This is a genomic window from Sinorhizobium sp. 22678, assembly GCF_052044265.1.
GTDB classification, from domain to species: domain Bacteria; phylum Pseudomonadota; class Alphaproteobacteria; order Rhizobiales; family Rhizobiaceae; genus Sinorhizobium; species Sinorhizobium meliloti_A.
Genome location: NZ_JBQEMS010000007.1, coordinates 41,948 through 55,849, shown reverse-complemented (window position 1 = coordinate 55,849; position 13,902 = coordinate 41,948). Strand labels below are relative to the sequence as shown.

Annotated in this window: 9 protein-coding genes; 5 read left to right on the top strand and 4 right to left on the bottom strand. The window is 58.8% G+C overall.

Annotated features, from left to right (window positions below):
• Positions 1-182: 182 nt before the first annotated feature.
• Both ACTJKL_RS12520 and ACTJKL_RS12515 read left to right on the top strand, forming a co-directional pair.
• On the top strand, positions 183-434 hold the full coding sequence (locus ACTJKL_RS12520; RefSeq protein ID WP_411921308.1) for a GlsB/YeaQ/YmgE family stress response membrane protein: 252 nt from the start codon (positions 183-185) through the stop codon (positions 432-434).
• Positions 435-462: 28 nt separating this feature from the next.
• Complete coding sequence (locus ACTJKL_RS12515; RefSeq protein WP_440852997.1) at positions 463-948, top strand: YidB family protein; 486 nt, start codon at positions 463-465, stop codon at positions 946-948.
• Positions 949-1,055: 107 nt separating this feature from the next.
• Here ACTJKL_RS12515 and ACTJKL_RS12510 read toward each other — a convergent pair whose 3' ends face one another.
• The 4 genes from ACTJKL_RS12510 to ACTJKL_RS12495 form a co-directional block, all read right to left on the bottom strand.
• A complete protein-coding gene (locus ACTJKL_RS12510; protein ID WP_440852996.1) occupies positions 1,056-1,460 on the bottom strand; it encodes a tyrosine-type recombinase/integrase in 405 nt (134 codons plus the stop codon).
• A gap of 538 nt (positions 1,461-1,998) precedes the next feature.
• A complete protein-coding gene (locus tag ACTJKL_RS12505; RefSeq protein ID WP_440852995.1) occupies positions 1,999-3,132 on the bottom strand; it encodes a patatin-like phospholipase family protein in 1,134 nt (377 codons plus the stop codon).
• 484 nt (positions 3,133-3,616) lie between these two features.
• On the bottom strand, positions 3,617-5,728 hold the full coding sequence (locus ACTJKL_RS12500) for a mechanosensitive ion channel family protein (RefSeq protein ID WP_440852994.1): 2,112 nt from the start codon (positions 5,726-5,728) through the stop codon (positions 3,617-3,619).
• Positions 5,729-6,510: 782 nt separating this feature from the next.
• Positions 6,511-7,827, bottom strand: a complete 1,317-nt coding sequence (locus ACTJKL_RS12495; protein ID WP_440852993.1) for an amino acid permease — start codon at positions 7,825-7,827, stop codon at positions 6,511-6,513.
• Positions 7,828-8,109: 282 nt separating this feature from the next.
• Here ACTJKL_RS12495 and ACTJKL_RS12490 point away from each other — a divergent pair, with 282 nt between their 5' ends.
• The 3 genes from ACTJKL_RS12490 (at position 8,110) to speC (ending at position 13,888) form a co-directional block, all read left to right on the top strand.
• The gene (locus ACTJKL_RS12490) at positions 8,110-9,036 is read left to right on the top strand and encodes a cation diffusion facilitator family transporter (protein WP_440853085.1); all 927 of its coding nucleotides are present in this window, start codon (positions 8,110-8,112) and stop codon (positions 9,034-9,036) included.
• Between the two features lie 230 nt (positions 9,037-9,266).
• On the top strand, positions 9,267-11,528 hold the full coding sequence (locus ACTJKL_RS12485; protein WP_411921313.1) for an Orn/Lys/Arg family decarboxylase: 2,262 nt from the start codon (positions 9,267-9,269) through the stop codon (positions 11,526-11,528).
• Positions 11,525-13,888, top strand: coding sequence for an ornithine decarboxylase (speC, locus tag ACTJKL_RS12480; protein WP_440852992.1), 2,364 nt, complete (start codon positions 11,525-11,527; stop codon positions 13,886-13,888). The genes ACTJKL_RS12485 and speC overlap by 4 nt, the downstream gene beginning before the upstream one ends.
• Positions 13,889-13,902: the final 14 nt, after the last annotated feature.

Here is a 13,902-nt window from a genome sequence, read left to right as displayed (position 1 = left end):
GATGTCGTCCCCGTCGGGACTTATGGGCGCCACACACATGGATAAGGCATAAGGCTGCTCCTTGTCGGGCCGCGCTATGTGTGTTTTCCTGATGCCGCATTTGGTTGTTTCCAAAGAGACGGGAGCCTCGGAGCCCGCCGTTGCAATTAGCAGACTTGCTACTTAGACGAGGGACTTCTGGAATGGGTATAATCTGGACCATCATCATTGGCTTTGCCGCCGGTATCGTGGCGAAGATCATCGTGCCCGGCGAAAACGAGCCGAAAGGCTTCGTCCTGACGACAATCCTGGGCATTGTAGGGGCTTTCGTCGCCTCATACCTGGGGCAGGCATTGGGGTGGTACAATGCCAATGAGGGCGCCGGGTTCATCGGAGCCATCGTCGGCGCCGTGATCGTCTTGCTCGTATGGGGTGCCGTCGCTCGGCGCGCTTAATGGTTCACCAAGCAGAAAGGAACCGACAATGGCCTCATCTCGCAACACCATGCCGTCGCTCGCGGCGCTATTGGGCCTGCTCGCGGTCGCTGGCTACCAGAACCGGGACAAGCTGAGACAAATCTTTCACGACGCAAAGGGGGGCGCTCAGAACAGCGGTGGCATTCTCGGCGAACTCGGGAAGATGTTCGGTGGCTCGGAGGAAGGTTCGCTCAGCAAAGGCCTGGGAGAACTCGTCGATGCGTTCAAGAACGGTGGGAACCAGGAGGCGGCGGACTCCTGGGTAAGCGCCGAGAAGCCGTCTCAGGGCATTTCCGCCGAACAGGTCGAGTCATCGATCGGCAAGGACACCCTTCAGGAACTGGCCGCGAAGACGGGCCTTGATTACAATGAGCTGCTGAAGCGCCTATCGACATCGATTCCTGACGCGGTGGACAAAATGACTCCGAACGGTCAGTTGCCGCAGACCGATGAGGAAGTCCTCGGGCGATCGGCGGGTCCCACTTCCGCATAGCCAGGTCGGCGGGATGCGCCACGTGTCTCCCGCCGACGCGGCTCCCACGCTTCGGCACGTCTCTCGCGAACGCTGACTGCACGTCCCACCGCTGTTTCGGCGGGCGGCTATCTGCGCGAACGAAGGCTCGGCGAGCGAATCTTTGTGCGTCCCGTCCTAACGTTGCTCCGAGCAGGACCTGAATGATCCGGATGTCGGGCCGTTCTTCCAATAGGTGGGTTGGCGAAGCTGTGGCGTAGCGTGTGCGGCCCGACGCGCTTGGCGATGTCGGCGGCGTGGGCCGCCTCGACGACGATACGATAAAGCTGCCGCGTGCTGATCGGCTTCATTGCATGCTGTCCGGGGAACAGCCAGCCATCGCGATGCATCACCCCCCGCTGACGCCCGACCTTCCACCACTGGCGCAGCAACAAGAGCAGGTTTTGCGACAGCATGGCGTTGCGATACCGGCCGCCCTTGCCGCGCGAGACCCTGAGCAGCATGCGTTCGCTATCGACGTCGGCAACCTTCAACATCGACACTTCGCGACGCGAAGACCTGCACCATAGGCGACCGACAGAGCGGCTTGGTGCTTCAAGCAGGTAGTGGCGTTGAGGAGGCGGGCGACCTCGTCGCGGCTGAGCACCACTGGCAGCTTACGCGGGTGCGCCAGTTGAACGGCCTACGCGCCAGATCGGGACGATCGACCGTATGCGTGAAGAAGAAGCGTAGCGCCGACACGATGCTGTTCATGGTGGGCACGGGAATGCCGTCCTGCTGCTGCTCGATTTGGAACCGGCGCAGATCGTCGGAGATCGCTGTGTCTGGTGAACGCCCAAGGAACGTCGCCAAGCGCCGATATCGCGGAGATAGTTGCGCTGCGTCTCCCGTGATCGAGATCGTGGAGTTCCGCTCATTGCCTATCTTTACTAGAACTAGGGCACAGGTTATGTGCAGCGAAGGGCGTTCCGACGAACGCCTTCTCCAGCTCGGTTTCCAGGGGGCAACCCCACTCGCGTCGCTAAAGGGGTACCGTATGCGAAAAACGAAAAATACACGGTGCGCTGCGCATCATTCAAACCCCGGCGGGGCCGAGTGCCAGTTCTTGCCTGATTTTCCATGCGTGTATCCTAGCTGATAAAGTTGACGCATGTAGTCAAGGTCGAACGGCTCGTCAGATTTGACGTCGAATTCATCCGGTATGAATGCCAGGTGGTAGTTGAGGCCGTCCCGTTTCGCTCCCAAATAGATCCGATACATGTCTCCTATTCCCTGCGTGCGGATTAGTGCCGAGATAGATCTACTGGCAATCGGTATGAGGCGAGGCCTGACCGGATCGTAGACCGGGTTGAGTGAAGCATTACGGATCACATACACGTCGGGGGGACCTGGCACCTCAAGTTTGCGGGTGACCTGTCGCCAATCGATGCCCGCCGGATAGAGAAACACTTGCGTGGTTGTGCCGCCATCGACATGGAGTTCGTCGAATTTCTTCCCATTGGTCTTGACGTTAATCAGGACCGGCGGGAAAGCACCCGGAATGGAGGCCGACGCAAGCAGCACGTCATGTATGAGGCCGGCAGCAGCAGGGTCCCGACTGTTGGCGATCGCGCCGATGTTCCAGAGCACGGGGCGGCCGGCGTCAAGATTTGTCGTGCCGATGAACAACCGCCTTCCCTTCCTGTGTTCCGCCGCGATTTTAGCGATCATGACGCTATCCACATAGCTCGCGATGAGGCGCCGCAATGGCGCGGAATCGGCCGCGGACGCAGCCGATACGATACTGAGCAGAGGCCTCTTCCTAAGGAGATCTTTTGTTGAGTACTTCGTGTAGACCTCCGTGAGCTCATCATCATATTCTGGACCGAGAAAGGCGAAGGGCGCGATGAGCGAACCTGTGCTTATACCGGTCACCATCGTAAACTCCGGCCTGGTCCCGGAGGCTGTCCATCCATTAAGTAACCCTGCGCCGTAAGCTCCGTTTTCGCCTCCCCCCGACAGCGCCAGATAAGCATGGGGCTTACCGTATATGCCAGGGAATCGTCGCATGAGAACTTCCTGCGGCGCACCGATCATGGCTTCGAACCATACCGGTTCTTCGTCCCCCCATATGCGAATGGAAGAATCGGCTGCCGAAGGGGTGATCAGCGCGTTGGCGCGAGCGACTTCCGCCTCGGGTAGTGCCACTCGGGCGATGCTGCTCATACAACCAGCGAGAACTGCTGCCGCCACGGCCACAATCGAAACCCTAGCGATTTGGTAGATCGGCAAACGAGCGGAACTTGCCTGGGGAACCAGGGCACTCCTCATTGTCGTAATGAACCGATTCAGGGTCACCTTTGAACACTCCCGCGACACCGCAACCTCAAGGCCCACACCATGACTGTCTTCGACGCTGCAGTGATGGTTTAACCTTGACCTGATACGACAGTCAGTCAACCGATTTTCCTCGGGCACGACCATTTGAGTAGGAACGGGCACGTCGGCGTCGGCAGTGCTCGGTAACATTCCTCAGTGAGGCAATAGGGGGGGTCAGTTTTTCATTTCGCCCGACTGATTCCGACGTGCCCGATCTTGATTTGCGGACGACTGGATCATCATCAGCCTTCGCGCGTCGTGGCGACTACTGGAGAGGGGACTCCGAGTGGCGGAATGGCACGGATTCGCCATTTGGTGGTCGAGCTCCGATCTATTTTGCCGGCGCCTCCGCCGCCAGTGCGGCCAGATTCTTCTTGGTGATCGCGTCGCGCGTTGTTGCGGCCGCCGCCGTCGATTGAACGTCGTCGCCGGCGACCTGAACAGTTGGCGAGGCGAAGTGAATGCCATTAGCGTCGAATGCTTCTTTGATCAAGGCTTGAGCGCGGCGTCGGATCTGCGATTGAAATCCTGGCTTGGTGGTCATGGCGAAGCTTAGGGTAATGCCGTAGTCGCCGAACTGCTCGACGCCCTTCATCTTGACGGTCTCTATCACCGTCGGCCCGAGTTCGGGATCCTCCAGTAGCGTAGCCCCGACGCCCTTCACAACCTTCTTTACCCTGGCAATATCGGCATCGTAGGAGACGTTGATCATGAACTTGTCGATCACCCAGTCGCGGCTCATGTTCTGCACGGCGCCAAGCGTTCCGAAGGGTACTGTGAAAACAGGTCCCCGGTGATGACGCAGCTTGACGGAGCGTATGCTGAATGATTCGACCGTTCCCATATAGCTGCCGCTCTGTATATATTCGCCGACCCGGAAGGCATCGTCCATCATGTAGAAGATGCCGCTGATGATATCCTTGACCAAGCTCTGCGAGCCGAAGCCGATGGCGACGCCAAAGACTCCCGCGCCGGCTATCAACGGACCGACTTCGACGCCAAGGCCGGAAAGAACCATCATGCCGGCAACGACGGCGATGAAGGCTGCGAGGAAGTTGCGCAGGATCGGCAGCAGCGTCCGCAGCCGCATACTGCGCGCAAGCTGCGCCGGATCCGCGACGTCTATACTGGCTCTATTAATCCGGAGACTGATGTATTCCTTCACCAGTTGCCAGATCAGATCTGCGGCAAGCAGAATGACGACACCAGCGAGGACGCCGCGGAAAATCCGATTGAATTCATCGTCCTGCATCATCGCTGTGCCGTTGAACCGGAAGACCACGGCAAGCCAGGCAGCAGCCAGCACGATAATTATGAACCTTGCACCCCGGTCGATCAGGACATTGCGCATAACGGGAGCGTCGTCAGGAGCCGAAACAAGGAGCATCGCCTTGGTCAGCGCGCTAGTGGAACGCAACAGCGGCGGCAGGGCCAGAATATAAACGCCGACCCAAAAGAGCACCTTCATGCCGGCGACCCAGAGCAGCCACAGCAGAACGAGGAAGGCAATGATAATCGCATTGTGCAATGTTCGCCGTGCTGGCGTCATCGCCGCTATCGGGCGGCCCAGCGTGGCTTCGATTGCCATCGCCAGGACAACGAAGCCGAGAGCGGCTGTAACGAGATCATTGACGTCATCTGGAAACGAGAGCGCCCGCATCAGATCCCGGACAGCCCACAGGAAAGCCAGTGCGCATATGAAAAGAACGGACCGTCTATACCAGAAGTGAGCCATGCGCGGGGCGACGCTGGTCCCATTTCCCTCCTGTGCGACTTCAGTCGCGACCTCAAATGCAGGCTTGAATGCCGCCCAGACAATTGAAATCAGCAGGCGGGCGACAATCCAAGCGATTAGCAGGGGCGCGACGGCCGCCTCCAGGTTCGCCGGCCAATCGGAAAGCGCGAAAGCCGAGACGCTCGCGATGGCGAAAGCCATTACGGGCACGATACGCGTTAAGGCGGCAAGGCTGTGCCCGAATCGGCCCGAATGTGCCTTTGCACTGCGGCGTAGGAGGTAACGCAGGAGAAATTCCGCGCCGTAACCGATAAGGAGTATGAATACCAGGCTCCTGAGGATCGGCATCGCGCCCTGGTTAGGCATGTTGCTCGCTATGCGGGCCTTCGCCGCCTGCCATTCCGGGACCATTCGTGGCGCGGCATCCCGCAAACCGCCAAGGTGCCGCCGGATCTCTCCGATCCATCGCGAGGCCAAGCCGGCCGCTGGCACCGCGGTCGACGGCGGAACTGTCTGCTTCGTCGAGAGCCATTCGCGTACTTCCGGATCATCAAGCAACTGAAATAGCTGCTGTACTTTGGCGGGGGAAGCTATAGTGGCCGGCTCTTGCGCCGCCACGACATGCAGGTGGCCAAAACCCTGTTGGAGGAACAGAAGGGCTAAAGCGATAAAAATTCCTCGACGTCCACGCTCGAAGGCTGCGCTCATCGATCGCTCCCACTGTGGCCGGGTCATTGTTACTTCAGAGGCTCACAAGCCGCAACGATTTATGCTTATCCGTCAATAATGCGGTGCGATCTCGGGCTCAAAAAGCTGAACGAGTCTCACTTGAAGGGCTTATAGGCCTCGTCTCGTCTTGGACCGCGTCTACAATCTACTGCATCTGCATCCTCAGCGACACCGATTCCTTCGGTCGAGGTGGCGAGATCGGTCGCAGGCGAAGCCTATTTTAAGTACTTTAACTCAACTTGTTCAGAGATCTCGAAGTTGAACAGCGCCAGGTCGCGCACTGCACGCAACCTCTGAGGCCCAGATCTCCTTTGGCTTCAAGGGAAGCTTCTGACCGATATTCGGCCCGAGTTCCAGCAGCTAGAGTTAGATCTTCCTTCCCCCCCCCCACCGCAGCGCCCGAGCACCCAGCGGACGGATCGTACTTCGAGAAGCAACTTTGAGAGTGGCTCTGGGGACATTCGCTGCCACAATTCTAAAGTGCGGCAGTTGCGCCAAGAGGAACGAAGTTTGCGCTATCGCTGCGCGACTGTACCATTTCCGCAGTTGCACGATGCCTGTGGGCCTAGGTGCTACTGTTGCTACACCGCAGTCATCATTCATCAATTCATCAGAAGGATTTAGCCCGTCTACTCATGGTCGCGATCTGCGGAGCAATTCGCGCCAGACGGGTCCGCAGCGCGAGTGGGTTGAATGGTTGATGGGCGCTTTTGGCGCAAACCGGCAGACTGACCTTGGTTTTCGCATTTTGACCGAAGAACCTAGCGTGACGGCACGTTGAGACGCCGATGCTGCCAGATGTATACCGGGATTCCCAGCAGCAAAAGGATCAGTCCGAAGAGAACGGGTTCGGCGCCGCAGCCATAGAGCGTGAACATCGCGAATGCGAAGGCGACAAGCTCGACAATCGTCACGCGCGGTACCCTCGCGCCGTTGGTAACCCGAGCGGAAACGAGACTGCTCGCTAGCGCGCAGAAGGCGTAGGGGACGACGGCTGTCATGGTGCTAAGGCCTACGAACAGACGGTAAATAGACGCAAACCCTTCGGAACCTGCAGCCTGTACGAGGACGAGCGCGGTGGCGAAGAGAGCCGAGACGACGATGCCTGTGGCAGGTACATTTCGCGTCGAGAGCCTGCCAAAGAACTCAGGAAACAATCCGTCCCGCGCCGCTGCCATCGGTACCTGACCCATCAGCAGCGTCCACCCATTGAGAGCGCCGATCGAAGACAAGACGACAGCGAACGATATCGCGAGCTCGCCTGCCGGTCCCCACATGATCCTGGCAGCTTCTGAAAATGGAGCGACGGATTTGACCAGTTCTTGTTGCGGGACCAGACCCATAACGACAATCGTTCCGAGCACGTAAAGGGTCGCAGCAATCGCAATGCCCAGGACTGTCGAGCGTGGAATTGTACGTTCAGCGTCGCGAACGTCACCGGCAGGCACCGTTGCAGATTCGAGTCCCAGATAGGCGAACATTGTGAGCGGCGCCAGAGCGGCGCTCGCCTGAAGCAGCGGCTGTCCGCTTGGATTGAATTCGGCGAAATGGGACGTATCGATGAAAAACAGGCCCAGCAGGGCGACGGCTCCAAAAGGAATCATCTTTGCGTAGCTCGTGACTTCCGAGAACAAGCCAGCGGCATGAACGCCGCGGAGGTTGACGAGTACAACGGCCCAGATGGCGCCCAGCGTCAGCAAAACCGCGATCGTGCGGCCGCGCAGAAGGGGGAAGAGATCGACGAACACGCCCGCAAAGGCAAAGGCGATCACCGGCAAGGATGCCCAGATCGAAATCCAGTATCCCCAGGCTATGAGAAAACCCGGAAAATCCCCATAGGCCAACCGGGTGTAGGCGTAGGGCCCGCCCACCGCCGGCGCGAGGGCCGCGAGCCTAGCGAAAGTGAGGCCAAGACAGATCGCACCGGCCCCCATGACGATCCATATCACGATGGCCAGATTACCGTAAGGTGCGACGGCAGCCGGTGAGAGATAGAAGCCTGAGCCGACCATATTGCCCACGACGATAGCCGTGCATGCAGCCAATCCCAGGCTCTTGCCGTTTTGGGGTGTCGACATCAACCGATCCTTTCGACAGCACCGCTCATCGCGACGCCTCCCGGAAGGGTTGCCATAGTCGAAATGTCAGGCGGCCCCACCTGAGCGTCCGCGCCTTCACAATCTCGCGACTTGGTCATTTAGGCAAGAGGTTAGGCTTCGGCCCTACGCAGGCGGAAGAGGTCGCCTACTCCAGAAAGGGGACGCGCTAGATTGCGGGACTTGCGCATGCTCTTCAAAGTCCGGCTAAATGTGAATAATCGCGGCGAACGCCTGACCAGTGACAAACTCATGGGGAGCGTTATGTTTGACGAGCAAAGTTTCCTACGTGCTTCCATAGCCGCTACCGGCGTTGTCGCGGCCTTCGGCATCATCTTCGGTCTGCTGTCGGGCTCGTTCTCGATTGCCTTTGATGGTGTTTACTCGCTCGCTGACGCTGGAATGACGGTCCTAGCCCTCTGGGTTTCCAGCCTTATTGCAACATCAGCCGCAGGCGATCCACTTTCCGGGCGGATGCGTGATCGCTTCACCATGGGTTTCTGGCACCTTGAGCCAATCGTTCTCCTCTTGAATGGCACGCTGCTAATGGTTGTCGCGATTTACGCGCTGATCAACGCTGTGATCAGCATCCTGAAGGGGGGCCACGAACTACAGTTTGGCTTCGCAATCGTCTATGCTGCCTTCACGGTCCTCGCCTGCGTGATCATGGCGATCACCGGCGCTCGGGTTAACCGCAAGCTGCAATCGGATTTCATTGCGCTCGACGTGAAAGCCTGGATTATGTCGGGCGGTATCGCTTCCGCCCTCCTGCTCGCTTTTCTGGTCGGCTATGCTGCGCACGGAACTCCCTACGGCTGGATCTCCGCCTATGTGGATCCGGTCGTCCTGGCCTTGGTATGTATCGTGATCATACCCTTGCCTATTGGCACTGTATGGCAAGCCTTGTCCGATATTCTGCTCATCACGCCGAGAGACCTCAAGGCGCATGTCGATTGCGTCGCCTGCGACGTGGTGCAGCGGCATGGATTTGTGTCGCATCGCGCCTATGTCGCAAAGGTCGGACGGGCCACGCAGATCGAACTCTATTTCATCGTGCCGGCGAACTTGCCGCCGAGATCCATAGAGGCATGGGATCGGGTGCGGGACGAGATTGGCGCGGCAATCGGGGATGAAGGCCACAATCGTTGGCTGACGATTGTCTTCACGGCGGATGTCGAATGGGCGGAGTGAACTCCGTCCCTGTGCTCGGCCTGCCGAAATATTGCGATCGAGGACCCTTCCACCGCGCAGGGCTGCGCCGATGCTTGTCGATACACATAGAAAGCAAAGTCATTGATCCCCGAGTTCGCAAGCATTCGATTTTGATTGGAATCAACGACGTAACAGCGCGGCGCGTATATAGATTCAATCGAGCGTGAAGCCTCAGAGCTGGCGCCATCGTCCGCAGGGGAGCGTGGGGCATGGAGTTCTACAAGGCATTCCCGATAGCCGTCATCGATGAAGATTTCGAAGGCAAGAACGCCGCAGGACGCGGGATGCGCAGTTTGGCGGAGGCGATCGAACGTGAAGGTTTCCGCGTTGTTGCTGGCGTCACCTATGAAGACGCCCGGCGCCTTGTGAATGTCTTCAATACCGAATCCTGCTGGCTGATTTCAGTCGACGGTATCGAGGACAACCTGACGCGTTGGGAGGTCTTGGCAGAAGTGCTAGCCGCCAAGCGCTGCAAGAACAACCGGCTGCCCATTTTTCTATTTGGCGACGACACGACCGCGGAGATGGTGCCGGCGAACGTACTGCGCCACGCCAATGCATTCATGCGGCTTTTTGAAGATTCTCCCGAATTCATGGCCAGGGCGATCGTGCGTGCGGCGCAGAACTATCTCAATCGACTTCCGCCACCGATGTTCAAGGCGCTCATGGACTATACCCTTCATGGCGCCTATTCCTGGCATACCCCGGGACATGGTGGCGGGGTAGCCTTTCGCAAGAGCCCGGTCGGGCAGCTGTTCTATGCCTTTTTCGGTGAAAACACACTGAGGTCCGACATTTCGGTTTCCGTCGGCAGCGTCGGCTCGCTCCTCGATCATGTCGGCCCGATCGCCGAGGGCGAGCGAAACGCGGCTCGAATATTCGGCGCGGATGAGACGCTCTTCGTGGTCGGCGGAACGTCCACCGCCAACAAGATTATCTGGCATGGTGTGGTAAGCCGAGGCGACCTGGTCCTGTGCGATCGCAACTGCCACAAGTCGATACTGCATTCGCTGATCATGACCGGCGCGACGCCCATTTATTTGACGCCTTCACGGAATGGCCTCGGCATCATCGGACCGATTTCCAAGGATCAGTTCACACCCGAAGCCATTGCTCAGAAGATTGCTGCGAGCCCGTTCGCCGGGGAAACGAACGGCAAGGTGCGCTTGATGGTGGTGACCAACTCCACTTATGACGGGCTCTGTTATAATGTCGACGGGATCAAGACCGCCCTGGACGATGCCGTAGAAATCCTCCATTTTGACGAAGCCTGGTATGCCTATGCGAACTTCCACGAGTTCTACGATGGCTATCACGCGATCTCCTCGCAGCAGCCGGCGCGGTCTCAAAATGCGATAACCTTCGCCACCCACTCGACGCACAAGCTGCTGGCGGCCTTCTCCCAGGCTTCGATGATCCACGTGCAAAACGCGGAAGCGCAGCGGCTCGATATCACGCGCTTCAACGAAGCCTTCATGATGCACACGTCGACGTCGCCGCAATACGGTATCATCGCCTCCTGCGACGTGGCCGCGGCGATGATGGAGCAGCCCGCTGGCCGGGCGCTGGTGCAGGAGACGCTCGACGAGGCGCTCAGTTTTCGCAGGGCGATGAACAACGCCAGAAAACAGATGGCGGGGTCCTGGTGGTTCGAGGTGTGGGAGCCTGCCATCGCGGAGGAGACACCAAGCGATTCCAGGGCGGATTGGCTCCTGAAGCCGGGGGACGCTTGGCACGGTTTCGAAACGCTTGCCGAGAACCACGTGATGGTCGATCCGATCAAGGTCACGATTCTCTCGCCTGGGCTTTCGGCTGCCGGGACGATGGACGAGCACGGCGTCCCCGCTGCAGTCGTGACGAAATTTCTCTCCTCTCGCCGGATCGAGATCGAGAAGACCGGGCTTTACTCTTTCCTGGTGCTTTTCTCCATGGGCATCACACGAGGTAAATGGAGCACGCTTGTCACCGAGCTCATGAACTTCAAGGATCTTTATGATGCCAATGCGCCATTGACGCGCGCTCTGCCCTCACTTGCTTTGGCGCACCCGGAAGCATACGGGTCTATTGGACTTCGGGACCTTTGTTTGCAGATCCATGAAGTCTACCGCCAGGACGACGTGCCAAAGGCTCAACGAGACATGTACACGGTACTGCCCGAAATGGCACTTCGGCCCGCGGACGCCTATGACCGCCTTGTCAAGGGCCGTGTCGAGAGCGTCGACATCGACGAGCTGATGGGCAGGACGCTCGCGGTAATGATCGTGCCCTACCCGCCGGGCATCCCGCTCATCATGCCGGGCGAACGTATCACCGCGGCCACGAAATCGATTCAGGACTATCTCGTCTACGCCCGCGATTTTGACCGCAAGTTCCCGGGATTTGAGACCGACATCCATGGGCTCCGCTTCACCCAGGGCAGCGGCGGGCGGCGCTACCTCGTGGATTGCGTCGTCGAGGAGAAACCACAATGATCCCGCGTGACGTCAAGGCACCGACAGTGGCGATCCCATTCCACAGCTTGCTGAAGGTCGTAGCAATCGTCGACGCAGCCAACGCCCAGACGAGGGAACTGCTCGAACAGATTGCGGCTATGAATTTCGAGGTCGAGATACGCGACACTTTCACAGACGATGTCTCGGAGGACGCCTCGGTCGGCGCCTATATCGGTTCGGTGGAGGGCGGTCGGCTCGATGCCGCCCGAAAGTTCGTTCGGTCTGTGAGGGGGATTGGCTTTCGCACGCCGTTGTGGGCGTTGGCCGACGCGCGCGGAATAGCTGACATCGCTGCGGCGGAACTGGCGGGCGAAGTCGATGGTTTCGTTTACCTTGGCCAGCAAACCCCGGTCTTCTATGCGAAGCAGATCATTTCGAGTCTGGTCAACTACGGCAAGACGCTCTTGCCGCCCTTTTTCGGCGGACTGATGGCCTATGACGGGGAGGCGAACATAGCCTTTGACTGCCCCGGTCACCAGGGCGGTCAGTTTTACCGGAAATCACCGGCGGGCCAGCTGTTTTTCAAGTATTTCGGCGAAAACATCTTTCGCAACGATCTCTGCAATGCCGATGTCGATCTTGGCGATCTCCTCATCCACGAGGGACCTGCAGTCGAAGCGCAAAAGAATGCGGCGCGCATCTTTGGGGCGGACCGCACCTACTTCATTCTGAACGGCACGAGCACGTCGAACAAGGTGGTCACGAACGCGGTGCTGCGTGCCGGCGACCTCGTCCTCTTCGATCGCAACAACCATAAGTCCCTGCATCAAGGTGCGCTCGTACAGGCGGGCGCAGTTCCCATCTATCTGCCTACCGCACGCAATGCCTTCGGTATGATCGGAGCGGTCGATTGGGCGGCATGGGACGAGTCAGATCTGCGCAAGCGGATCGCGGATCATCCCCTCGTGACGGACAAGGCACGAGCGAATGCAGAGCGGCCCTTCCGTCTCGCGTGCATCCAGCTCGCCACCTACGACGGTACGATCTACAACGTGCGCACGGTCATGGAAAAGATCGGGCACCTTTGCGACTACGTTCTCTGGGACGAGGCCTGGATCGGCTACAACGCCTTCCACCCGCTCTTCGAAAATCACAGTCCTATGCGGATCGAGACTTTAGGCCCGGAAATGCCAGGTTTGTTCTCGACGCAGTCCGTACACAAACAGGGCGCGGGGTTTTCGCAAGCCTCGCAGATCCACAAGCGCGACGAACACATTCGGGATCAGCACCGTTTCATCGAGCACAAGCGCTTCAATGAATCCTTCCTCATGAATGTCTCGACTTCTCCCTTCTATCCGCTGTTTGCCTCACTTGACGTCAACGCGAAAATTCACGAGGGCAAGGCGGGCGAGATGCTCTGGGACCGCTGCATCGAGCTGGGCATCGAAACCCGCAAGAAATTTAGAGAGTTCGTCCGTCATTATGAAACGACCGGTGCCGGACCTCACGAGCAGTGGTTCTTCGATCCCTTCGTTCCCGATCTGGTGACGATTTCGGGCTCACGGCACACGGAAGACGTCGCCGAGGCGCGTTGGGAGGAACTCCCGACCGAGCTCCTGAAGCGGGAGCAGCAGTGCTGGCGTTTCCGCCCCGAGGCGTCATGGCACGGATATTCGGGCTATGCGGACGGATACACGATGGTGGATCCAAATAAGCTCGCTTTGTTGACGCCCGGCATCGACCGGGAAAGCGGCGAGTACCTCGACTTCGGCGTTCCGGCGACGGTTGTTGCGAACTATCTGCGCGAGCAGCGCGTGGTTCCCGAGAAGTGCGATCTCAACAGCATCCTCTTCCTGCTGACTCCGGCTGAGGACGAGAGCAAGCTCAACACGCTCATCGCGAAGCTGGTCAAGTTCAAGAACCTCTGGGATCGAGATGCGCCTCTCGCGGAAGTTCTGCCGACGGTCTACGCGGCAAACCGGGACCGCTATGCGGGCTACACGCTCCGTCAAGTCTGCACCGAGATGCACAACTTCTATCGGGAAGCGGGGATCAAGGAACTGCAGCGACTGTGCTTCCGCGCGGAGAGCTTTCCCGAACCGGCAATGTCTCCGAAAGAGGCTTACCAAGCGCTGGTCGCCAACGACGTCGACTATGTGGCGCTGGATGGAGCGGTTGGCAGGATCTCCGCCACGCTGGCTCTCATCTACCCGCCCGGCATTGGCGTCATTGTTCCAGGAGAGCGCTGGGATGAAAGAGCAAAGCCGATGCGCGATTATTTTCAGGCGTTCGAGGAATCGTTCAATCGCTTCCCCGGCTTCAATTACGAGGTACAGGGGGTCTTTCAGGAAAGAGTCGACGGGCGCATCAAGTTCCACACTTATGTCGTACGCGAATGAACGGTTCGCACGAG